The sequence below is a fragment of the Burkholderia sp. BCC0506 genome, from assembly GCF_902833145.1.
Classification (GTDB): Bacteria; Pseudomonadota; Gammaproteobacteria; order Burkholderiales; family Burkholderiaceae; genus Burkholderia.
Window position 1 is genome coordinate 161454 of record NZ_CADFEN010000010.1, and the last position, 22778, is coordinate 184231.

General features: G+C 68.6%; 22 protein-coding genes. 9 read left to right on the forward strand and 13 right to left on the reverse strand.

Annotation, left to right across the window (positions count from 1 at the left end):
* Window positions 1-29 precede the first annotated feature (29 nt).
* Complete coding sequence (locus HWX62_RS23070) at window positions 30-293, forward strand: hypothetical protein (RefSeq protein ID WP_175927768.1); 264 nt, start codon at window positions 30-32, stop codon at window positions 291-293.
* 106 nt (window positions 294-399) lie between these two features.
* Here HWX62_RS23070 and HWX62_RS23075 read toward each other — a convergent pair whose 3' ends face one another.
* The 5 genes from HWX62_RS23075 to HWX62_RS23095 all read right to left on the reverse strand — a co-directional run bounded on the left by HWX62_RS23075 (window position 400) and on the right by HWX62_RS23095 (window position 5431).
* Complete coding sequence (locus HWX62_RS23075; protein ID WP_175927767.1) at window positions 400-1086, reverse strand: HAD family hydrolase; 687 nt, start codon at window positions 1084-1086, stop codon at window positions 400-402.
* 191 nt (window positions 1087-1277) lie between these two features.
* Window positions 1278-2264: an inositol 2-dehydrogenase gene (gene iolG, locus HWX62_RS23080; protein WP_175927766.1), complete on the reverse strand. Its 987-nt coding sequence runs from the start codon at window positions 2262-2264 to the stop codon at window positions 1278-1280.
* Window positions 2265-2338: 74 nt separating this feature from the next.
* Window positions 2339-3166, reverse strand: a complete 828-nt coding sequence (locus HWX62_RS23085) for a TIM barrel protein (protein WP_175927765.1) — start codon at window positions 3164-3166, stop codon at window positions 2339-2341.
* Window positions 3167-3203: 37 nt separating this feature from the next.
* Window positions 3204-4223 (reverse strand): xylose isomerase, encoded by a 1020-nt coding sequence (locus HWX62_RS23090; RefSeq protein ID WP_175927764.1) that lies wholly within the window; start codon window positions 4221-4223, stop codon window positions 3204-3206.
* A 143-nt stretch (window positions 4224-4366) separates the two neighbouring features.
* The gene (locus HWX62_RS23095) at window positions 4367-5431 is read right to left on the reverse strand and encodes a LacI family DNA-binding transcriptional regulator (protein WP_175927763.1); all 1065 of its coding nucleotides are present in this window, start codon (window positions 5429-5431) and stop codon (window positions 4367-4369) included.
* Between the two features lie 166 nt (window positions 5432-5597).
* Between HWX62_RS23095 and HWX62_RS23100 the strand changes: the two genes are divergently transcribed.
* The 3 genes from HWX62_RS23100 to HWX62_RS23110 are packed head-to-tail and all read left to right on the forward strand — an operon-like array spanning window position 5598 to window position 8280.
* The gene (locus HWX62_RS23100; protein WP_175927762.1) at window positions 5598-6680 is read left to right on the forward strand and encodes a fatty acid desaturase family protein; all 1083 of its coding nucleotides are present in this window, start codon (window positions 5598-5600) and stop codon (window positions 6678-6680) included.
* A gap of 36 nt (window positions 6681-6716) precedes the next feature.
* Window positions 6717-7025 carry a non-heme iron oxygenase ferredoxin subunit gene (locus HWX62_RS23105; protein WP_175927761.1) on the forward strand — a complete coding sequence of 103 codons (309 nt, stop codon included), beginning with the start codon at window positions 6717-6719 and terminating at the stop codon, window positions 7023-7025.
* A gap of 4 nt (window positions 7026-7029) precedes the next feature.
* Entirely contained in the window at window positions 7030-8280 is a 1251-nt protein-coding gene (locus HWX62_RS23110; protein ID WP_175927760.1) for an FAD-dependent oxidoreductase, read from the forward strand.
* Between the two features lie 60 nt (window positions 8281-8340).
* Here the strand turns inward: HWX62_RS23110 and HWX62_RS23115 are convergent, their stop codons facing one another.
* From HWX62_RS23115 to glpD, 3 genes are all read right to left on the reverse strand, one after another.
* Complete coding sequence (locus HWX62_RS23115; RefSeq protein WP_175927759.1) at window positions 8341-9057, reverse strand: MIP/aquaporin family protein; 717 nt, start codon at window positions 9055-9057, stop codon at window positions 8341-8343.
* Between the two features lie 79 nt (window positions 9058-9136).
* Window positions 9137-10639, reverse strand: a complete 1503-nt coding sequence (glpK, locus tag HWX62_RS23120) for a glycerol kinase GlpK (protein ID WP_175927758.1) — start codon at window positions 10637-10639, stop codon at window positions 9137-9139.
* 111 nt (window positions 10640-10750) lie between these two features.
* On the reverse strand, window positions 10751-12274 hold the full coding sequence (gene glpD / locus HWX62_RS23125; RefSeq protein ID WP_175927757.1) for a glycerol-3-phosphate dehydrogenase: 1524 nt from the start codon (window positions 12272-12274) through the stop codon (window positions 10751-10753).
* 162 nt (window positions 12275-12436) lie between these two features.
* On the opposite strand from glpD, the gene HWX62_RS23130 reads away from it, so the two are divergent.
* Complete coding sequence (locus tag HWX62_RS23130; RefSeq protein WP_175927756.1) at window positions 12437-12805, forward strand: hypothetical protein; 369 nt, start codon at window positions 12437-12439, stop codon at window positions 12803-12805.
* Between the two features lie 94 nt (window positions 12806-12899).
* Here the strand turns inward: HWX62_RS23130 and HWX62_RS23135 are convergent, their stop codons facing one another.
* Together HWX62_RS23135 and HWX62_RS23140 are read right to left on the reverse strand one after the other, a co-directional pair.
* A complete protein-coding gene (locus tag HWX62_RS23135; RefSeq protein WP_006477892.1) occupies window positions 12900-13097 on the reverse strand; it encodes a hypothetical protein in 198 nt (65 codons plus the stop codon).
* 300 nt (window positions 13098-13397) lie between these two features.
* A complete protein-coding gene (locus tag HWX62_RS23140; protein ID WP_034208319.1) occupies window positions 13398-14177 on the reverse strand; it encodes a DeoR/GlpR family DNA-binding transcription regulator in 780 nt (259 codons plus the stop codon).
* 211 nt (window positions 14178-14388) lie between these two features.
* Between HWX62_RS23140 and HWX62_RS23145 the strand changes: the two genes are divergently transcribed.
* The 3 genes from HWX62_RS23145 to HWX62_RS23155 all read left to right on the forward strand — a co-directional run bounded on the left by HWX62_RS23145 (window position 14389) and on the right by HWX62_RS23155 (window position 17761).
* Window positions 14389-16029: a gamma-glutamyltransferase family protein gene (locus HWX62_RS23145; RefSeq protein ID WP_175927755.1), complete on the forward strand. Its 1641-nt coding sequence runs from the start codon at window positions 14389-14391 to the stop codon at window positions 16027-16029.
* A gap of 327 nt (window positions 16030-16356) precedes the next feature.
* Window positions 16357-17184 (forward strand): ferritin-like domain-containing protein, encoded by an 828-nt coding sequence (locus tag HWX62_RS23150; protein WP_175927754.1) that lies wholly within the window; start codon window positions 16357-16359, stop codon window positions 17182-17184.
* A 70-nt stretch (window positions 17185-17254) separates the two neighbouring features.
* The gene (locus HWX62_RS23155; protein WP_175927753.1) at window positions 17255-17761 is read left to right on the forward strand and encodes a hypothetical protein; all 507 of its coding nucleotides are present in this window, start codon (window positions 17255-17257) and stop codon (window positions 17759-17761) included.
* Here the strand turns inward: HWX62_RS23155 and HWX62_RS23160 are convergent.
* From HWX62_RS23160 to HWX62_RS23170, 3 genes are all read right to left on the reverse strand, one after another.
* Window positions 17755-19194, reverse strand: coding sequence for a DEAD/DEAH box helicase (locus HWX62_RS23160; RefSeq protein WP_175927752.1), 1440 nt, complete (start codon window positions 19192-19194; stop codon window positions 17755-17757). The genes HWX62_RS23155 and HWX62_RS23160 overlap by 7 nt on opposite strands.
* A 137-nt stretch (window positions 19195-19331) precedes the next feature.
* Window positions 19332-20630, reverse strand: a complete 1299-nt coding sequence (locus tag HWX62_RS23165) for a cytochrome c (RefSeq protein ID WP_175927751.1) — start codon at window positions 20628-20630, stop codon at window positions 19332-19334.
* A gap of 19 nt (window positions 20631-20649) precedes the next feature.
* Window positions 20650-21414, reverse strand: a complete 765-nt coding sequence (locus HWX62_RS23170) for a c-type cytochrome (RefSeq protein WP_175927750.1) — start codon at window positions 21412-21414, stop codon at window positions 20650-20652.
* Between the two features lie 375 nt (window positions 21415-21789).
* Here HWX62_RS23170 and HWX62_RS23175 point away from each other — a divergent pair, with 375 nt between their 5' ends.
* On the forward strand, window positions 21790-22722 hold the full coding sequence (locus HWX62_RS23175) for a CopD family protein (protein ID WP_175927749.1): 933 nt from the start codon (window positions 21790-21792) through the stop codon (window positions 22720-22722).
* Window positions 22723-22778: the final 56 nt, after the last annotated feature.

Consider the following 22778-nt stretch of genomic DNA (forward strand, 5'->3'; position numbering starts at 1 on the left):
GACTCTCCACTCCCGAGGACGTCGACACGTTGTCCGCCGACTTTGGGAGCGTGGCCGGCACGCGCGTGCCGGCGATCATTCAATCGATGGAGAGAAGACTCATGCGTGAAATTCGCGATGCGGAGTGCCGCTACGTATCCGGCGGCGTCGACATGTCGGGTGTCCGGCCAACGCCGATGCCTACCGCGCGGCCGAGCCCGCTCGGCGACATTCTGGCGAAGATCGGCAATTGGCTGAACGGTCGGGCAAGCGGTACTAGCCGGCCCCCCGTTCGCCCGATCGGCAAGATCTGACGAATCGGCGGCCTGACGGCGGCTACCGGCAGTTTCCCGCGGGTACCATTGCACGCCGCCGGGCCCGTCGGCGCGCGGCGGCGCGCCATTCGACCGCCGCCGCGTATCAGGACTGCACGTCGCCGAATTCGCCGCGCATGCCGGCTTCGACGAGCGCCGGCAGTTCGTCCATGTTGCGCATGATCCGCGTGATGCCCATCGCGCGCAGCGCGTCCGCGTAGTTGTCGGGGATGTGGCTCGCGCCGACGAACGCGATCGTCTTCATCCCGGCCGCGCGCGCGGCATTCAATCCCGAGATGCTGTCCTCGACGACGACGCAGCGCGCCGGCGCGACGCCGAGCGTCTGCGCCGCGTGCAGGTAGACGTCGGGGTAGGGCTTCGGCCGCGCGACCTGTTCGGAGCTGAACACCCGCTCGCCGAAGATCTCGGTGAGCGACGCGCGCTTGAGCGAGCTGCGCACGCGCACGAGCCGGCTGTTCGACACGACGGCGGCCGGCAGCGTGACCTTCAGCAGTGCGTCGCGCACGCCGCCGATCGGCGCGAGCGATTGCGCGAGCGCGACTTCGATGTTGTGCTCGATGGTCTCGATGAAGTTGGCGGGCATCTCGATTCCGAAGCGGGCTTCGATGCCGGTGAGGAAACGCGACGTCTGCTGCCCGAATGCCGACTTCGCGGCGGCTTCGAAATCGAGGTTCGGGAACGTGGCGGACAGCGTGTCGAGCAGCACGCGGTCGGCGATGACTTCGCTGTCGACGAGCACGCCGTCGCAGTCGCAGATGAGGTGATCGAGCATGGTGATGAAAACGCGGGATATCGGCGGCGCCGATCGATTCGCCATCATACGTGCTTTCACGCGCATGCCGCGCGACGCGGCGGCAAAAGTGCCCGATGCGGCCGTGCGGTTGCCGCATGCCGTACCGGCGTGCCGCCGCTCGCGTGGCCGCCTCGCTCCGCTTGCCCGGATCGCTGTCGCCGTTCGCGGCGTCACAGCTCGATCACGCGCCCCGTTTTCCACGACGTCATCGCGGCGTCGGCCAGTTCGAGCGCGGCGAGCCCGTCGTCGATCGTCGTCCTGACCGGCGTGCCGTCGCGCAGCGCGTCGACGAAGTGCGCGATCTCGGCCGCGTACGCGTGCCGGTAGCGTTCGAGGAAGAACGGCTCCGGCACGTCTGTCGCGATGCCGCCCGCGCACCACGCGCTCACCTCGGTCGGCCGCACGTTGCCGGCCTGCAGCATCCCATGGCTGCCGAGCAGTTCGAAGCGCTGGTCGTAGCCGTAGGCCGCGCGCCGCGACGTGTTGATCTGGCACAGCAAGCCGCGCCGCGTGCGGATCGTCACGGCCGTCGAATCGATGTCGCCCGCGTCGCGCACGGCCGGATCGGTCAGGCAACTGCCCGTCGCATGCAGCGTCTGCGCCTCGTCGCCGAGGATCCAGCGGAACACGTCGAAGTCGTGGATCAGCATGTCCTTGAAAATGCCGCCTGAACTGCGGATGTAGTCGGCCGGCGGCGCGCCCGGGTCGCGGCTCGTCACGATCAGCATTTCGGGCGCGCCGATCTCGCCCCGCGCGACGCGTGCCTTCAGCGCCGCGAAGGTCGGGTCGAAGCGGCGCTGGAAGCCGATCATGCAGGTCACGCCGGTGCGCCGCACGACGTCCGCGCACGCGCGCGAGCGTTCGACGGTCAGGTCGACCGGCTTCTCGCAGAACACCGCCTTGCCCGCGTTCGCGGCCGCGACGATGAGGTCCGCATGCGTGTCGGTGCTCGACGCGATCACGACGGCCTGCACCGCCGCATCGCCGAGCGCGCGCTCGATGTCGGCGACCTGCGCGCCGTGCGCGTGCGCGAGCGCTTGCGCCGACGGCGCATGGCGGTCGATCACGTACTTCAGTTTCGCGCCCGGATGGCGCGCGAGATTCGCCGCATGGATCTTGCCGATCCGGCCCGCGCCGAACAAAGCGAATTCGATCATTCCGTTCTCCTGTGGATTCTGTTGTCTTGCCGATGCGCGACCCGCGTGAGTCGCGCACCGTCACGGCGGTCCGCTCAGCGATCCGCCAGCTCCCCGCGCACGTAGTCGATGCTCGCGCGCAGCCGGTCCTCGATGTCGCCGGCTTCGGCGATTTCGCTCGCGAACGGCTCGAACGACAACGCGCCGCGGTAGCCGCGCGCGAGCAGTTCGCGCAGTTGCCGGACGTTGCCGAGCCGGTCCGCGCCGCCGACCAGCACGCGGTGGCCGTCGCGCATCCGCTCGATTGGCAGGTCGGCTTCCTCGACGCCCGAGAGGTGCACGAGGCCCGTCAGGTTCGGGAAGAAGATGTCCTCGCCGGCGAGGTGATGATGGAACGTGTCGTGCACGAGCCGGAACACCGGCTCGCCTGCGGCCGCGTAGATGCCCTTCACCGCGTCCGACTTGCGGCGCAGCGCGCACTCTTCGAAGCCGAGCGGCTCGATGAAGCCGAGCAGGCCGCGGGCTTCGAGGGTCGGCTTCAGCGCCTTCAGTGCGGTCACGAGATCCGCATGGCGGGCGTCTGCGCTGCGCGTGTCGCCGCGGCTGTTGGTCGGGCACAGCACCAGCGCGCGTGCGCCGCATTGCGACGCGTAGTCGGCCAGCACGGTCGCCTCGTCCGCGCGCTCGGCATTCCACTGCTCGAAGCGCTGCAGCGCGTTGATCGTCAGGATCGTCACGCCGCCGGCTTCGGCCGTCGCGCGGACGGCGGCGGCCGGCGTGCCGTCGGCGATCTCGACGCCGTCGAGGTCGTTGCGGATCTCGATCGTATCGACGCCGAGACGCCGGCACAGCGCGACGTAGCGGTCGAGCGGCAAGCGCGGCGCGCTCATCCGGTTCAGCGAAAAGTGGAAGGCTTGCGTCATCGTTCTGTCCTTGGGGCTTGGGTGGGACGGGTCCGAATCAGGTGCCGGCGCGCGCGGCGAGTGCTTGCCACGTGTCGCGCAGCCAGTGCGCGCACGCGACGTTGTTGTCGAAGATCGAGTAGCGCGCGCCGCCGCCGTAGTCGGGAAACGGGATGAACTCGCAACTGATCTGCTCGAGTCGTGCCGGGTGCGCATGAGCGGGAGCGCGAACCTGCGTCTGCGCTTGCAGCAACTGGCGCAGCGCGGCTTTCCACGTGTCGAGCGCATCCGCGCGCCATTGGCCGTGATAGGCGCCCGGTGCGGGTGCGACGAACGGGTACTGGATGCCGCGGCCGGGCCGGCCGTCCGCGCGGCGCATCCAGCGGTTGACGGGGTTGTCCGGGCTCACGCTGCGCGCATGCGCATGCCGGACCCAGCCGCGCGCGATCCAGTCGGCGTAGATCGCGGCGGGTGAAGCGGGGTCGAGCATCGCGCGGCCACCGTCGGCCGATTCGCGCACGCCCGACGCGTCGAGTTCGGCGCGGTTGCCGATCTTGAACAGCAGGTGCGCATGATCGAGCGTGATCCGGAACGGCGCGCCGGCCTGCTCGACATGCCGCGCGACGCGCGCCACGCGCGCGAAATCCTCGCTCCACATGTCGACGTGCACTTCGAGGCTCGGCAGGCAGCCGACCGGATCGCCGCATTCATAGGCGCGCAGGTAGAAATCGGCGACCTCGCGATCGGACAGCGGATGGCCGTCCGCGTGATGCGCGAACAGCTGGCAGTTGAGCACCGTGCTGCCGAAGCGTGCGCCTGCCGCGACGATCTCGGCGACATGCGCTTCGTCGCGGCCCGCGCGCCAGATGCCGCCGATCACGCGAATCGGCAGCGCGTGGCGCTCGACCAGCGCGAAATACGGCGACAGGTCCTCGCCGCGCGCCGGGTTCTTTTCGATGTAGTCGAACACGCCGGCGGCGGCGACCCGCCGGAAGCGCTCGGCGGGCGTGGGCGGCGGCAGCCCGTCGTGTTCGAGCACGCCGTCGAGGTTCACGCCGATGAGGATCGGTTCGGCCATCGTCTCCTGTCCGTTGTCGTTCGTGGATGGCTGATCAATGTACGGATGCGCGGCACGCGCCGCATGACAAACGTTGGCGAAAAATCGCCAACGCGACGGTCGATTTTTTCGCCGCGAGCACGCGGCCCGCCGCGCGGCGCGATTCACGGCTGCAGGTACGCGCTCGTCCTCACGTTCGCCGGACAGAACACGCGGAATTCGACCGGATCGTCCGGCGGCGGCTGCTCGACGATGCCGCACGCATGCAGCACGTGCTGCAATGCGGAAATCGCCTGACCGTCGGGATCCTGGTCGATCGCGAGATCCATCGCGCCCGCTTCGATGAAGGTGCGGTGCAGGTCGATCATCTCGTGGCCGATCCACACGACGCGCCCGACCGCGCCGGCCTTGCGCAGCGCGGCTTCGATGCCGGCCGACCCGGCGCCGCTGTTGTAGATCGCGACCACGTCGTCGTGCGCCTGCAGCGCCTTCGACACCGCGCGGTAGCAGCGGTCGTCCTGGTCGAGCGTCTCGATCGGTTCGTCGTCGCAGCGCAGGGCGGCGAATGCGTCGGCGAGCTGGTCGCGGCAGCCGGCCATCCGGTCGGCGTGGGCGCGGTAGCCCATCCGCCCGCCAAGCAGCAGCACGCGGCCGGCGCGCGCGGCAAGGCGGCCGATGTAGTAGCCGGCCGTGCGCCCCGCGCGATAGTTGTCGATGCCGGCGAAGTGCGCGCGGTCGATGCCGCCGATGTCGGTGACCATCGTGACGACGGTCTCGCCCCGCGCGATCGCGCCGGCCAGTGCGTCGCGTATGCGGGCCGTGTCGTGCGCGGTAACGATCAGCGCCGCGCGCCGGTAAGCGGGCCGCTCGATCAGCGCGGCGGCGCGCGCGTCGTCCGCGGCGGGCAGGATCGTCCGGTGCACGACCACGCGCCGGTCGAGCATCTGCAGCGAGCGCTGCAGCGCCTGCTGCAATCGTCGGAAGAACGGCGCGTCGGTGTCCGGCAGCAGTACGTCGACATGGATCAGCCCGTGCCGCGTGTCGGGCAGCTGGCGCGGCACGCCGAGTTGCCGCGCGGCCGCCACCACGCGTTCGCGTGCCTGCGCGGAGACGCTGCCGCGCTCGTTCAGCACGCGGTCGACGGTCGTCGTGCTGACGCCGGCGAGCGCGGCGATTTCGTCGAAGCGCGCGGTGCGCTTGCGCCAGCGCGGCCCGGATTCACCTGCCATGGTCGTCTCCATCGTGAGGGTCGCCATCGATCGCGTGGCGTTGTCGGGCACGCTAAAGCGATGGCGAAATCTCGTCAACGTTTCGATTGAGGCGGGGTGGCCGCTCGCCTAATTTCGCTCTTGTGGCGAAGCGCGTCCCGCGCACAAGGCACTCCAGGAGACAGACGTGACCCATATCGACGACCCGGCACGCGAGCACACGGCGGCGCGCCGTCGGGCATACCGAATGATCGGCGGCGCCGGCGAGCGCGCGCAGGCCGCCGGGCTCGTCAACGCTGCGTGGTACCGGTGCGCGGTGCCGCGGCCGTTGATGAAGCAACTGATGCAGCGCAGCGATGCGCGTGCGATTCGCGACACGCTGATCTGGTACGCGGCGATCGCGATCACGGGCGCGCTCGCGTGGCTGGCGTGGCGCGCGCATTCGGCGTGGGCGATCCCTGCGTTCTTCGTGTACGGCACGCTGTACTGCAGCCCGGCCGATTCGCGCTGGCACGAATGCGGGCACGGCACCGCGTTCCGCACACGCTGGATGAACGACGTGCTGTACCAGGTCGCCTCGTTCCAGGTGTTCCGCCGCGCGACCGCATGGCGCTGGAGCCATGCACGCCATCACACCGATACGCTCGTCGTCGGGCGCGATCCGGAAATCGCCGCGCCGAAGCCGACCGACTGGCTCGCGCTCGCGCTGAACGTCGTCGCGCTCAAGCACGCGGCCGGCGAGCTGCGCAAGATGGTCGCGGTATCGTTGACCGGCCGGCTCGACGACGAGGAACGCACGTACGTGCCCGAAGCGGAATGGCCGAAGGTCGTGCGCGAGTCGCGCATCCATCTCGCGATCCACGCGCTCGTGACGGGCGCCGCGCTCTACTGGCACACGATCCTGCCGCTGCTCTACATCGGCCTGCCGAGCCTCTACGGCGCATGGCTGTACCTGTACTTCGGGCTCACGCAGCACGCGGGCATGCCCGAGAACGTGCTCGATCACCGGCGCAACTGCCGGACCGTGATGATGAATCCGGTATTCCGCTTCCTGTACTGGAACATGAACTATCACGTCGAGCACCACATGTTCCCGATGGTGCCGTTCCATGCGCTGCCGAAGCTGCACGAAGCCGTGAAGGCCGACATGCCGCCGCCGTACCGCAGCACGCTTGCGGCGTACGCGGAGATCGTGCCGGCGCTGGTCCGGCAGACGCGCGACCCGTCCGCTTGCGTCGTGCGGCCGGTGCCCGATGCCGCGCGCGCCTAGCCGTTATCGAATATCCCGACGAAGGAGACACACACCATGACGCAATGGATCGACACCGGCGCGCTCGACGACATCGACGACGAAGACGTCGCGCGCTTCGATCATGCCGGCCACACGTATGCGATCTACCGGATCGACGGCCAGGTTTATGCGAGCGACGGCCTGTGCACCCACGAGCAGGTGCATCTCGCGGACGGGCTCGTGATGGATCACGTGATCGAATGCCCGAAGCACAACGGCCGCTTCGACGTGCGCGACGGCCGGCCGCTGTCGGCACCCGCGTGCGAGAAGCTGCGCACGTACCGTGCGAAGATCGAGGACGGTCGCATCCTGATCGAGGTGTGACGCGATGACCAGCGACCGGGTGATGGCGATCGTCGGCGCGGGCCATGCGGGCGGGCGTGCCGCGCAGGTGCTGCGCGCGTCCGGCTGGCGCGGGCGCATCGTGCTGATCGGGGCGGAGCCGCATGGGCCGTACGAGCGGCCGCCGTTGTCGAAGGGCGTGCTGACGGGCGAGCGCAGCGCGGCGCAATGCCGGCTGCGCGATACCGAAGCCTGGGCGGCCGACCGCATCGAGCGGATCGTCGGGACCGTCGAGCGCATCGATCCGCGCGCACGCGAGGTGCGCGTGTCGGGCGGGCACGTGTTCGGCTACGACGCGCTGCTGCTGGCCACCGGCGGCCGCGCGCGCCGTCTGGCCGTTCCGGGCGCGGCGCTCGACGGCGTGGTCGCGTTGCGCACGCTCGACGACGCGGCCGCGCTCGGCGCGCGGCTCGTGCCCGACGCGCGGATCGTGCTGGTCGGCGGCGGCTTCATCGGTCTCGAAGTCGCGGCGTCGGCGCGGCAGCGCGGCTGCCGCGTGACCGTGCTCGATGCGGCGCCGCGGCTGCTCGGCCGCGCGGTGCCCGAAGCCATCGCGATGCGCGTGCAGTCGCTTCATGACGAGCGGGGCGTGGCGATCCGCCTGAACCGGACGCCGGTTGCGATCGAGCGGGCATCGGGCGGTGCACTGGCCGTCGTGCTCGACGACGGCGACACGCTGCTCGCCGACACGGTCGTAACCGGCATCGGCATCGAGCCGGCTGACGAGCTGGCGCGCGATGCGGGCCTCGCGGTCGAGCGCGGCATCGTCGTGAACGCGCAGCTCGAGACGTCGGCGCGCGGGGTCTTCGCGGCGGGCGACGTCGCCGTGTTCCCGAGCGTGTTATCGGGGCGGCCGGTTCGACAGGAGACGTGGCACGGCGCCGACACGCAGGCGCACGTCGCCGCCCGCAACATGCTCGGTGCGGGCGAGCCGTATCGCGACATGCCGTGGTTCTGGTCCGATCAATACGATGCGCAATTGCAGGTGGCCGGGGAGCCGGCGCTCGGCACGCGGTCGGTCGCGCGCGTGCTCGGCGACGACGCGGAAATCCATTTCCATTTCGATGCGCTCGCGCGGCTCGTCGCGGCGAGCGGCTTCGGCCGTGCAGCGGGATTCGTGAAGGACATGCGCGTGGCGCGCATGCTGGTCGAGCGCGGGATCGACGTGACGCCGGCGGCGCTCGCGGACGTCGGCGTGAAGCTGAAGTCGCTGGTGACGGCCGCGAACGGCCGGTAGAAGCAAGGAAGGGCGTGAAGCGCGCGGCAGGGAAGGCCGCGCGCGTCGTTCAAACCGCGATCAGGCCATCGCGTGCAGGCGCAGATACAGCCCGGCCGCCGCGGCGCCGCCGAGCAGCGGGCCGATCACCGGCACCCATGCATAGCGCCAGTCGCTGTCGCGCTTGCCGGGAATCGGCAGCAGCGCATGCATGATGCGCGGCGACAGGTCGCGCGCGGGGCTCATCGCATAGCCGGTCGGGCCGCCGAGCGAGATGCCGATGCCGAGCACGAGCAGGCCGACGGGCAGCGCATCGAGTGCGCCGAGGCCGACCTGCGGCGACGCGAGATACAGCACGCCGAGGATCAGCACGAACGTGCAGATCGCTTCGGTCAGCACGTTGTGCGTGACGCTGCGGATCGCCGGCGCGGTGCAGAACACCGCGAGCTTCAGGTCCGCATCGGCTTCCTTCGCGAAGTGCTGGCGATACGCGAGCCACACGAGCAAGGCGCCCGCCATCCCGCCGAGCATCTGCGCGAGCACGTAGCCGCCGACTTTCGACCACGCGAACTTGCCCGCGAGCGCGAGGCTGATCGTGACGATCGGGTTCAGGTGCGCGCCGCTGAACGACGCGGTCACGTAGACCGCGACGAACACCGCCATCGCCCAGCCCATCACGATCACGATCAGGTCCGCGCCTTTGCCCTTGGTCTTTGCAAGCAGCACGTTTGCGACCGCGCCGTTGCCGAGCAGCACGAGGATCGCGGTGCCGATGAATTCTGCAATATAAGGTGACATGATTGTCTCTCGAAGTCACGGCGGACTCGCGCGCTGCGCGGTCCGCCGGTGTTGTTGTATGTCGTTTGGTGTCTTTCGATTACTGGGTGTCGTCGGCCCATGCCTTGGCCGCGCGCACCGCACGCTGCCAGCCGGCCATGCGCTGCTCGACCTGGTCCTTCGGCATCGACGGTGCGAAGCGGCGATCGAGCTGCCACTGGTTGCGCACTTCGTCGAGGTTCTTCCAGTAGCCGATCGCGAGGCCCGCGAGGTAGGCCGCGCCGAGCGCGGTCGTCTCGGTGATCTGCGGACGCACCGCGTCGACGCCGAGCAGGTCGGCCTGGAACTGCATCAGCAGGTCGTTCGCGCTCGCGCCGCCGTCCACGCGCAGCTCGCCGATGCTGATGCCCGAATCGGCTTCCATCGCGGCCAGCACGTCGAGCGACTGGTACGCGATCGCATCGAGCGCCGCGCGGGCCAGATGAGCGGCGGTCGTCCCGCGCGTGACGCCGAACACCGAGCCGCGCGCCCGCGCGTTCCAGTGCGGCGCGCCGAGGCCGGCGAAGGCGGGCACGAGATACACGCCGTCGGTATGCGGCACGCTGGCCGCGAGCGCTTCGATCTCGGCGGCCGTCTTGATGAGCCCGACGCCGTCGCGCAGCCACTGCACGACCGCGCCCGCGATGAAGATGCTGCCCTCGAGCGCGTACTGCACGTCGTCGCCGATCTGCCACGCGATCGTCGTGACGAGGTTGTTCTTCGACTCGATCGGCTTGTCGCCGGTGTTCATCATCAGGAAGCAGCCGGTGCCGTAGGTGTTCTTCACCATGCCCGAGGTCGTGCACATCTGGCCGAACAGCGCGGCGTGCTGGTCGCCGGCGATGCCCGCGAGCGGGATCTTCGACGCGAACACGGTGGTCTTCGTGTGGCCGTAGATTTCCGACGACGCCTTCACCTCCGGCAGCATGCTGCGCGGAATGTCGAGCAGTTCGAGCAGCTCGCTGTCCCACTCGCGCGTGTGGATGTTGAACAGCATCGTGCGCGACGCGTTGGTCACGTCGGTCACGTGCAGTTCGTGCTTCGTGAAGTTCCACACGAGCCAGCTGTCGACGGTGCCGAACGCGAGCTTGCCCTGGCGCGCCTTGTCGCGCGCGCCCGGCACGTTGTCGAGGATCCAGCGGATCTTCGTCGCGGAGAAGTACGAGTCGATCGGCAGGCCGGTCTTCGCGCGCACCTTCGCTTCGAGGCCCTGTGCCTTCAGCGAATCGCAGAAGTCGGCGGTGCGGCGATCCTGCCAGACGATCGCGTTGTAGACGGGCTGGCCCGTCTCGCGATCCCACACGATCGTGGTTTCTCGCTGGTTCGTGATGCCGATCGCGGCGATCGACGTGCCGTTCAGGCCCGTGCGCGTGACGGCTTCGGCGGCGACGCCGGCTTGCGTCGACCAGATTTCCTGCGGGTCGTGCTCGACCCAGCCGGGTTGCGGGTAGATCTGTTCGAATTCCTTCTGGGCGATCGATACGATATTGCCCTGGCGATCGAACAGCATCGCGCGGGAACTCGTGGTGCCCTGGTCAAGCGCGAGGATGTACTGGTCCTGCATGTCTCTCATCTCCATCCGTGGATTGGCTTAGTTGTGATGCGCGCCGCATGTCGGGCGGCGCGTCGGTGAATCAACGTCGGTCAGGCAACTGCTGCTGCAACTGCATTCGAATCAGGCATGCGGCGCATGCGCGGCGGCGAACCACGCGTCGACCGCGGCGGTCACCGCATCGAGCGAGCCGGGCGCGACGTGCAGGCCGAGCTTCGAGCGGCGCCACAGCACGTCCTGCGCGCAGGTCGCCCATTCGGCGTCGCGCAGGTAGCGCAGTTCGGCGTCGTGGATGCCCGGTGCGATTTCGGCGCCGAGATCGGCGAGCGATTTCGCGCCGTCGATCACGCGTTCCGCACGCGTGCCGTACGCACGCGCATAGCGGCGCGCGAGCGCGGCGGGCAGCCACGGGTGGCGTTGCGCGAATGCGTTGGCGAACACGTCGAACTTCGCGTCCGCGATGTCGCCGCCCGGCAGCGCGACGCCGGCCGTCCAGGTCTTCGCGTCGCGGCCGAGCGCGCGGCACAGCATGTCGCCGGCTTCTTCCGCGAGCTTGCGGAACGTCGTGATCTTGCCGCCGAACACCGACAGCAGCGGGGCGCCCGCGCCGTCGTCGAGTTCGAGGCGATAGTCGCGCGTGACGGCCGACGCGTTCGCCGCGTTTTCGTCCTCCAGCAGCGGGCGCACGCCCGAATAGGTCCAGTGCACGTCGGCCGGCGAGATCTTGCGCTTGAAGTAGCGGTTGATCGAATCGCACAGGTACTGCGTCTCGTCGCGATCGATCGCGACCTTCGCGGGATCGCTCGTGTATTCGACGTCGGTCGTGCCGATCAGCGTGAAGTCGTGTTCGTACGGAATCGCGAAGATGATCCGCTTGTCCGGGTTCTGAAAGATGTACGCGTGATCGTGATCGAACAGGCGGCGCGTGATGATGTGGCTGCCCTTCACGAGCCGCACGCTGTGGTGCGCGCCGCGCCCGAGCGCGCCGTGCAGCACTTCGCCGACCCACGGGCCGGCCGCGTTCGCGATCGCGCGTGCATGCACGACGCGGATCGAACCGTCGGGCTGCTGCAGCCGCGCTTCCCATTCGTCGCCGCGGCGCTCGGCGGAAACGAGCTTCGTGCGCGTGAGGATCTCGGCGCCGCGCTCCTTCGCATCCATCGCGTTCAGCACGACGAGGCGGGCATCGTCGACCCAGCCGTCGGAGTACACGAAGCCGCGCTTGATCGAATCGATCAGCGGCGCGCCGGCCGCATGGCGGCGCATGTCGATGCCGCGCGAGCCGGGCAGCAGTTCGCGTTTCGCGAGGTGATCGTAGAGGAACAGGCCGATGCGGATCAGCCAGGCCGGGCGCAGGTTCGGCATGTGCGGCATCACGAAGCGCAGCGGCCACATGATGTGCGGCGCCGCGCGCAGCAGCGTTTCGCGTTCCTGCAGCGCCTTGCGCACCAGCCCGAACTCGTTGTACTCGAGGTAACGCAGGCCGCCGTGAATCAGCTTCGTGCTGGACGACGACGTATGCGACGCGAGGTCGTCCTGCTCGCAGAGCATGACCGACAGGCCGCGGCCGGCCGCATCGCGCGCGATCCCCGCGCCGTTGATGCCGCCGCCGACGACGAGCAGATCGTAGCGATTCGGTTGGGTCACCTGCTGTCCTTATCGTCTGTTGAAATAGGGCGAACACGAAATGTTCGAATTCGAAATTTAACGAACGAAATCGAAAAAGTAAAGTTCGAAAAAGCGGGGCCAGTAGCGCGCGGCACGATCCCGGACGATACTGACGGAATCGACCGTTTCGCGAGGTGAATCATGCGTATTGGGATGTGGGCCGGCGTGTGTGCGGTCCTTCTGGCGGGCTGCAGCGCGGGTGCGCCGCCGCTCGCCGGCAACTGGCGAGCGCCGTCGTTCATCGACCTGCAGACGTCGTGCGGCGGCGCCGCGCGCGATTGGGGCGCGGACGCACAGCCGGTCTACTCGACGCTGTACGACGCGTACGTGGCGAAACGGTATCGCGGGCTGACCGAAGCGAACTATTGTGCGTTCGTAAACGAACTTTCGACCCGCTATGCGGCGCCCGACGCGGCGGCACGGGCCGGCTGGATCGCCTACTTCAACGGCGCACGCGCGCAGGCCATCAGCTGGCGGGCGGCGGTCGACCCGACGCTGCGCGGCGGTTGAGGCCGGCGGCGGCGAACGGACGGAAGGGAGGGCAGGAACGACCGCGCGGCCGGATGGCGGCCGCGCGATCAGGTCGGGTCAGGGACAGCGGGGCTTACGAATAGCGGTACTTGATGGATCGCAGCGCGGCGTCGCCGGTCTCGGTCACGCAGTATTTGCGCCCCGAGCCGAGCCCTTCCAGGCGGACGAGCTGTTGTTCGAGCAGGATGTCCAGTTCATCCCGATCCATGTCGCGCTGATCAGGCGCGTCCTTCACAAGCAAGAGCGTGGCGAATTCATGCGGACTCAGCATCGTTCTCTCCGTGGCAATCAGACTGCCCGCGCGGCCGGCGCACCGCCGACGCGCGATACCCCGCGGGGGTATGGCTTGGGGGGGAAAGCTGCATTCGCCGGCCTGCGATTCGCACCGCCCTGGCACAGGCGGATCGGCGAACGGGCCGGGGAACTGGAGTCTAGTCGAGTGCGCAGGCAACGACAAATCGTGCCCCGTTAATTTTCCGTTTGACAGAAGCGCACACCGCAAGCGGTTCGCGCGCGGCGCCAACTTCTTGATTTCACTTGAAGTTCGAGGTGCGGTGCAGCATCGCAACCGTCATTCCGCGACGTACACCTGCGTGCCGGCGGCGGCCACCGTATCGGCCATGTCGGGCGGCAGCGGCTTGTCGGTGAAGAGTGCGTGCACCTGGCTCAGATGGCCCTGGCGCACCAGCGCCGGGCGGCCGACCTTCGAATGGTCGGTCACGAGGTACACCGTGCGCGCGTGCTGCATGATCGCCTCGGCGACGCGCACCTCGCGCGTGTCGAAATCGCGCAGCGTGCCGTCGGCCTCGATCGCCGACGTGCCGATGATCGCGTAGTCGACCTTGAACTGGCGGATGAAGTCGATCGCGAGCTCGCCGACGATGCCCTTGTCCCACGGCCGCACGATGCCGCCCGTGATCAGCACCTCGCAGTCGGGGTAGCCGCTCATCATCGATGCGACGTTCAGGTTGTTCGTGATCACGTGCAGCCCGTGATGGCGGTTCAGCGCACGCGCGACTTCCTCGGTCGTCGTGCCGAGGTTGATGAACAGCGACGCCTGGTCGGGGATGTGCGACGCCGCGAGCGCCGCGATGCGCCGCTTCTCGTCGTGGAACATCCGCTGACGCGCCGTATACGACACGTTCTCCGAGCTGGTCGGCAGGCTCGCGCCGCCGTGATAGCGGCGCAGCAGGTTCAGGTCGGCGAGCCAGTTCACGTCGCGGCGGATCGTCTGCGGCGTCACCGCGAAGTGCGCGGCGAGATCGTCGACGGTCACGAAGCCGTCGCGCTGCACCCATTCGAGCAATTCCTGCTGGCGCGCGTTGAGGGTGAGGCGGGGATCTCGGGTCATGGCTCGATGGTCGTGTCGTGAGACGGAGCGGGTATTGTAAGGGCGGCAACGGCGTTCGGCCGGCCTGCCGGGCATCGGCGCGCACAATTCATGCGCGAATCGCATGGATTCATGTGACAAATGAATTTGTACGATCGCGCTGATCGCGCTGCAATGGCGGATTGCCCGCTCACCCGGGCACGTTCATCCAGCTTTCGACGAGGTGGTATCGATGAGTGGCTTCAACTGGCACAACCCGTATCCGACGACCCGCATTCCGGTGTTCGCGCGCAACGTCGTGTCGACGTCGCACCCGCTGGCCGCGCAGGCCGGGCTGCGGATGCTGTGGAAGGGCGGCAACGCGGTGGATGCGGCGCTGGCCGCGGCCGCCGCGATCACGGTCGTCGAGCCCGTGTCGTGCGGCCTCGGCGGCGATGCGTTCGCGCTCGTGTGGGACGGCGAGCGGCTGTCCGGGCTGAACGCATCGGGCGTCGCGCCGGCCGCATGGAACGTCGACTACTTCCGCCAGCGTCACGGCGAGGACGCGCGCGGCATCGCGAACAAGCCGACGCGCGGCTGGGACACCGTCACCGTGCCGGGCGTGATCGCGGGCTGGGAAGCACTACACGCGAAGTTCGGTTCGCTGCCGTTCGCGGACCTGCTCGAACCGGCGATCGAGATCGCGGAGCGCGGCTATGCGGTGCCGCCGATCGTCGCGCACAAGTGGGCGGCGGCCATTCCCGAACTGCAGGGCCTGCCGGGCTTCGCGGACACCTTCATGCCGCGCGGCCGCGCACCGCTCGTCGGCGAACGCGTGTGCCTGCCCGGTCACGCGCGGACGCTGCGCACGCTCGCGAAGGACGGCGCCCGTGCGTTCTACGAAGGTGCGCTCGCCGAGCGTGTCGCCGCGTTCGCGCGCGAAGGCGGCGGCGCGCTGACCGAAGCCGACCTGCGCGCGTACCGGCCGGAATGGGTCGAGCCGATCGGCAAGCGCTTCGGCCGCCATACGATTCACGAGATCCCGCCGAACGGGCAGGGCATCGCCGCGCTGATCGCGCTCGGCATCGCCGAGCATGCGGGCGTGACCGAATGGCCGGTCGACTCCGTCGATTCGCAGCATTTGCAGATCGAGGCGATGAAGCTCGCGTTCGCCGACGTCTATCGCTACGTCGCCGATCCGCGCGCGATGGACGTCACGCCCGAACAGATGCTCGACGACGCGTATCTCGCCGAACGCGCGAAGCTGATCGATCGCGCGCGGGCGACGCACTTCGCCGCCGGCCGCCCGCATTCCGGCGGCACGATCTACCTGTCGGCGGCCGACGAGCGCGGGATGATGGTGAGCTTCATCCAGTCGAACTACATGGGCTTCGGTTCGGGGCTCGTCGTGCCCGGCACGGGCATTGCGCTGCAGAACCGCGGGCACGGCTTCTCGATGGACCCGGCTTCGCCGAACGTCGTCGCGGGCGGCAAGCGGCCGTTCCACACGATCATCCCGGCGTTCGTCACCGAGGAAGCCAACGGCCGCACCGAGGCCGTGATGAGCTTCGGCGTGATGGGCGGCGACATGCAGCCGCAGGGCCACCTGCAGACCATCGTGCGGATGCTCGGCTATGGCCAGCAGCCGCAGGCCGCGTGTTGCGCGCCGCGCTGGAAGGTCAACCGCGACTTCACGCTCGACGTCGAGGCGACGATGAACCGCGCGACCGTCGACGCGCTCGCCGCCCGCGGCCATACGATCCAGTCGATCGACGATCCTTACATGGATTTCGGTTCGGGGCAGTTCGTGTGGCGCCTCGATCCCGACGATCCCGAGCGCGGCTACGTGGCCGCGAGCGACAGCCGGCGCGACGGGCTGGCGGCCGGTTTCTGACGGATCGCTTCCAGCTTGCGTTGCAGTTTCCCGGCATCGCGGGCGGCCCGGCGGCCGCCCGTTTCGTTTGGCGCGGCCGCCCATCGTCGAACCCGCGCAAGCGGTTTGAAGGGCTCGTCTAACGAACGGCAACAGACGCCGTGGAACTGCGCCTGTCGGGTATGGTCAGTGCTCTGGAGCACGAACGTCAAAGTCCGGCTAAGATGCCAGGAATGGTTCGGCCGGACCAACTCACTATAAACGCAAGTAAAACGCCGCCTGCGGACCGGCTGGCGCCTGTGCCCAGGCACGGGCCGGCCCCCGCGCGACGACTGGGAGCGCACCACCATGGACATGAAAACGACGCATGTGATGCCGTGGCGTATCGAGGACATCGACCTGAACCGGATCGATCGTCAGCGTGCCGCCGCGAACGAGGATCTGTTGCTGCTGCTGTGCGCGTCGTCGTTCATCGAAAGCGGCTCGGATCTCTATACGAGCAATCTGAGCGAATTCTTCAATGACGATCCGGAAGTCTCCGCATGGCTCAACAATGCATGGGAGCCCGAAGAATTGCAGCACGGCCGCGCGCTGAAGGCGTACATCGCGCACGTGTGGCCGGAGTTCGACTGGGATACCGCGTTCGCGAATTTCTTTGCCGAGTATTCGAAGACCTGCTCGGTCGAGGCGTTCGAAAAAACCCGCGCGCTCGAAATGGTCGCACGCTGCGTCGTCGAGACGGGCACGGCCACGCTCTACCGCGCGATCAACGAGTGCTCGGACGAGCCGGTGCTCAAGGAAATCACCGACAACATCCGCACGGACGAAGTGCGCCACTACAAGCACTTCTTCAAGTTCTTCAAGAAGTACAACCAGGTCGAAGGCAACGGCCGGCTCGCGGTGCTCGGCGCGCTCGCGCGCCGCGTGATGGAAATCAAGAACGAGGATTCCGAGATCGCGCTGCGCCACGTTTTCGCGATCCGCTATCCGGACCGCGTCGGCGACAGCCAGTACAACCGCGAGCGCGCCGCACGCATCAATTCGCTCGTCCGGCGCAACCTGTCGGCCGACATGTGCGTGAAGATGCTGCTCAAGCCGCTCGACCTGCCCGCGAAGATCCAGCCGGGCGTCCACTACCCGCTCACGAAGATCACGCGGCACGTTTTCCTGCGCTGATCGCCGCGGCACGGCCCGTCGCGCGTATGCTGATGCATCCTCATCCGTCCCGCACCCGCGCCACGCCATCATGACCGATACCCATCGCCACGCGCTCGAACAATGGACGTTCGACGCGTGGCCGCCTGCCGTCGTGTCGCTGTTCGACGGCACCGCGCTCGAGCGTCATGCCGACGTCGCCGCGTCGCTGATCGTCGCGACCGACGACGGCCAGTTGCGCACGACGCTGCTCGGCGTCGGCGAGATCTACGCGCGCGATGCGCGCACGCTGCTGATCGCGCTGTGGCCGCAGTCGCGGGCGGCGCGCGCGATCGCGCAGCGGCGCACGGCCGCGCTGACGCTCGTCGCCGACGGTGCGTTCCTTCAGGCGCAACTGGAGATGGCGCCGCTCGAAGGAGACTTCGGCGGGCTGGCCGGATTCGCCGCGACGATCGCGCACGGCGATGCGCAGCGGGTCGGCTATGCGCGTCTCGCGACCGGCGTCACGTTCACGCTGGAAGGGGAGCGCGCCGCGGTGCTCGCACGCTGGCAACGCCAGATCGAGCACCTGCGGCGCGCGGCCGCGCGGCTTCAGTGACCGCGCTGGCCGCTGCGCGACGAACGGTTGCGGTTCGGGTGCGCGGCGTTGCCGTTCGCCGGGCGGGCGCCGTTGCCACCGCCTGCCGGACGCGCGCCGCCATTGCCGCCGGCGCCGCCTTGCGGGCGCGGCTTCGCGGCCTTCTGCTGCGCGGCCTTCGGTTGCGCGTTGCCGTCGCGTTTCGCGGCCGGATGGCCTGAACCGCCGGCGCGCGGCTGGCGATTGCCGCCGCCACCGCCGCGCGGCTGCTGCTGCCCGCGGCGCTGCTGGATCGGCTCCGGCTTCGCGTTCGGGTCGGGTTCGAAGCCCGCGATCACTTCCTGCGGGATCTCGCGCTTGATCAGCCGCTCGATGTCGCGCAGCAACTGCTTCTCGTCGACGCACACGAGCGACACCGCTTCGCCGGTCGCGCCCGCGCGGCCCGTGCGGCCGATCCGGTGCACGTAATCCTCGGGTACGTTCGGCAGGTCGAAGTTGACGACGTGCGGCAACTGGTCGATGTCGATCCCGCGCGCGGCGATATCGGTCGCGACGAGCACCTGCAGCGTGCTGTTCTTGAACTCGGCCAGCGCGCGCGTGCGGGCCGACTGGCTCTTGTTGCCGTGGATCGCCATCGCGCTGATGCCGTCCTTCGTCAGTTGCTCGGCGAGCCGGTTCGCGCCGTGCTTGGTACGCGTGAACACGAGCACCTGGAACCAGTTGTGTTCGCGGATCAGGTGGGTGAGCAGCTCGCGCTTGCGGTCGCGGTCGACCGGGTGGATCTTTTGCGCGACGCTCTCGGCGGTCGTGTTGCGGCGAGCGACCTCGATCAGCGCGGGCGAGTCGAGCAGGCTGTCGGCGAGCGCCTTGATTTCGTCGGAGAAGGTGGCCGAAAACAGCAGGTTCTGGCGCTGCGGCGGCAGCTTCGCGAGCACGCGCTTGATGTCGTGGATGAAGCCCATGTCGAGCATCCGGTCGGCTTCGTCGAGCACGAGGATGTCGAGATCCGACAGGTCGATGGTCTTCTGCTGCATGTGGTCGAGCAGGCGCCCCGGCGTCGCGACGACGATGTCGACGCCGCGCTTGAGCGCGTCGATCTGCGGATTGATGCTGACGCCGCCGAACATCACGGTCGAGCGCAGCTTCAGGTACTTGCTGTATGCACGGACGCTTTCCTCGACCTGGGCGGCGAGTTCGCGCGTCGGCGTGAGGATCAGCGCGCGCACCGCGCGCTTCGCGCCACGGTGTTCGGCGTAGAACGTGTGCAGGCGTTGCAGGATCGGCAGCGTGAAGCCGGCGGTCTTGCCGGTGCCCGTTTGTGCGCCGGCGAGCAGGTCGCCGCCGCCGAGGACGGCCGGGATGGCCTGTTGCTGGATCGGGGTCGGCGACGTGTAGCCGAGCTCGTTGACCGCCTTGACCAGCGGTTCGGCCAGGCCGAGAGATTCGAAAGACATAGATACCACTCTTGAGTTTTATGATCGGCGATGCATCGCGCGGCCCGCGCGGCAAACCTGCATCGCAAAACAGCCAAAAAGCAAAAGGGCGCGGCCGCGGTTTCCCGCAGCCGCGCCCCGTTTGTGTGAGCCGCTTCTTAGTCGAGCGGCGCGGAACGCAGGTCGCTCACCTGTTGCGGCGAGATCGGCGTACCGTTGTTACCCCAGGACATCCGGATATACGTGACGACTGCCGCGACTTCCTGGTTCGACAGCGACTGTGCGAACGGCGGCATCCCGTACGGACGCGGATTCTTGAACGTGCTCGGCGGGTAGCCGCCATTCAGCACCATGCGGATCGGGTTGACGGCCGATTCCATCATGATCGAGTGGTTGCCCGCGAGCGGCGGATAGGCCGGCGGCTTGCCGGCGCCGGTTTCGGCGTGGCAGGTCGCGCAGTTGTCCGCGTAGATCTTCTTGCCCTGTTCGAACAGCGCGTTGCCGAACTGCTTCGACGGCTCGTACTGCATGTTCTTCGGCGCTTCAGCCTTCTGCGGGATCGACTTCAGGTACGTCGACATCGCGCGCGTATCTTCGTCGGTCATGTACTGCAGGCTGTTGTGGACCACGTCCGCCATCGGGCCGAACACCGCGCCCTTCTGCGACACGCCGGCCTGCAGCAGGTCGGACAGCTCCTGCACGTGCCAGTCGCCGAGGCCGAGTTCCTTGTCGTTCGTCAGCGACGGCGCGTACCAGTTCTGCAGCGGGATCAGGCCGCCGGCGAACGCCGACGAGTTCACCGGGCCGCCCATCATGTTGATCGACGTGTGGCACATCGAGCAGTGGCCGAGGCCTTCGACGAGATACGCGCCGCGGTTCCATTCGACCGACTTCGTCGGATCCGGCTTGTACTCGCCTTCCTTGAAGAACAGCGTGCGCCAGCCGATCAACAGGTTGCGGTTGTTGAACGGGAACTTCAGTTCGTGCGGACGGCTCGGCACCGACACCGGCGGGACCGAACGCAGGTACGCGTAGATCGCGTCCGAATCGGCGCGCGTGACCTTCGTGTAGCTCGCGAACGGGAAGCCCGGGTACAGCAGGCTGCCGTCCTTCGAGCGGCCCGTGTGCATCGCGCGGTAGAAGTCGTCCGACGTCCACTTGCCGATACCGTTCTGGTCGTCCGGCGTGATGTTCGGCGTGTACATCGTGCCGAACGGCGTCGCCATCGGCAGGCCGCCCGCGAACGACTTGCCGCCGCGCACGGTGTGGCACGCGATACAGTCGCCGACGCGCGCGAGGTATTCGCCCTTCTTGATCAGCGCGGCCTGATCGGCCGGCGTGGCCGCGACGGCGGCGGCGCCGTGCAGCGTGTCGTTGCCCGGCCACAGGACCGGCACGAGGGCGGCAGCCGCGACGATCGCGACGGCCGAGAGTGCAAACAGGGACTTGCGTTTCATTGTGTCTGTCTCCCTTGCCTTATTGCGGTTCGCTGCCGCAGGCGAGCGGAGTCTTCATCGAACGCGCCGGGGCCGGCACGGGGTTGGCGGGCGCCGGTTGCGCGGCGAGCCATGCGGTCACGGCCGTCACGTCTTCGTCGGAAAGCTTCGCGGCGATGTCGTGCATGCAATCGGGCGCCTTCGCGTGGCGGTTGCCCGAGCGCCATGCGCCGAGCTGGGCGCTCAGGTAATCGGCGTGCAGGCCGACGAGGCCCGGGATCGCCGGCTGCATGCCGGTCAGCCCTGCGCCGTGGCAGGCCACGCAGGCCGGCAGCTTGCGCGACGGGTCGCCCTGCGTGACGAGCTGCTTGCCGCGTGCGAGCGTCGAGGCCGGCAGCGTCGGCTTCGCGGGCGTCGGGTACGGCGGACGTTCGGCCGAGAAGTGCTCGGCGATTTCGCGCAGGTAGTCGTCGTTCAGGTACGTCAGCAGATAGTTCATCGGCGGGTACTTGCGCCGGCCGTCGCGGAAGTTGACGAGCTGGTTGTACAGGTACTCGGCCGGCTTGCCGGCAAGACGCGGGAAGTAGTCGTTGTCGGTGCCCTGGCCGTGGACGCCGTGGCATGCGGTACAGCCGCGCACGCGCTCGGCCATGGTATCGGGTGCCTTGAGCGGCGCCTGCTGGGCGTGCGCTTGCTCCGTGGGCTTGGTCTGCGCTTGGGCAGCGCTCATAAGGCCCGCGCCGCCGATCATCAGAACGGCGAGCAGCGGACGGAAGAGGCGTCTTGAAGACACACGAGACTCCATGTTTATTCGTCGGGGACCTTGTCCGGGCTACGATCGGCTCGGCGCATGGACGGCAGGACAGCCGGGCTGCTGCGACGCGGCATTCTATCATCGATGGGTAATGACGGCTATTTGACGAAAGGACATCGGTTCCTGTTCGTTTGCGACTTGCGACAATTTGACGCGCATGGCGGCCCGGTCGTGTGAACCGGCGTGCGTTTTCACCCTCGAAGACCGTACACTCGCGGGTCGCGCGGCGCCTGCGCCGCGGATCCAGTCATTTCTCCCGTTTCCGGATTCATCGATGACGTTTTCTACCGTGCCGTTGCCTGCCTCACGCTGTCCGTTCCGTTGCCGCCGCGCTGCCGGCCTGCCGCTTGCGGGAGGGTGCGCGCGATGAAATTCGACAGCTTGTGGATCGGCCAGGTCGCGCTCGCGGCGCTGATGGATGCGGCGTTCGCGATGGCGGTCGGTTCGGCGCTGCTCAAGGCATGGCTCGGCAAGGACGGCGCGCGGCCGGTCGTCGCGCCGTCGCACCCCGCGTGGCTGCGCGCGCAACATTCGCTGGTCGCGGCGGCGCTGGCGCTGGTGCTCGCCGACCTCGGCTGGCTCGTCTACGAGGCCGCGACGATGAGCGGCGCGGGGCTCGGCGGCGCGTTCGCCGCGATTCCCGTCATGCTGACGCAGACGCACACGGGCTTTGCGTGGAGCGTCGCGTTCGCCGGCGCGGCGGTGCTCGCGATCGTCGCGCTCGCGAAGCCGGACGGCCCGCTCGCGCATGCGGTGCTGTGGCTCGCGGTGATCGTGGTCGCGGCCGGCAAGGCCTCGCTCGGCCATGCGGCCGATAGCGGCGTGCTGTCCGCGGCGGTCGGCGTGCAGACGCTGCACCTGCTGGCCACCGCCGTGTGGGGCGGCCTCGTGCTCGCGGGCGGGCTCGCGGTGCTGCCGGCGCTCGGCTCGTCGGTCGCGCGCGGCGCGCTGATCCGCATCGGCCAGCAGCTGTCGCGCACGTCGATCGTCGCGGTCGTCTTCGTGCTCGGCACCGGCGTGCTCAACGCGATCCGCGGGCTCGGCGGCTCGCTCGCGCCGCTCGACGGCAGCACGTGGGGGCGCGTGTTGCTGCTGAAGCTGCTGCTCGTCGCGCTGGCGCTCGTGCTCGGCGGGCTCAACCGGTTCTCGGCGCTGCCGCGCCTGCGCCGCACCGCGTCGACCGAGGATGCGCACACGTTCCGCAACATCCTGCATCTCGAAGGGATGACGATGATCGGCGTGTTCGTCGCGGCGGCCGTGCTGTCGTTCAGCGTGCCGGGGTTCGCGGCGCTCGGCTGACGGCCGAACGCCGCGGCGCGGGGCGCCGGCGCGCGCCGCTCGCATGGCGCGGATGC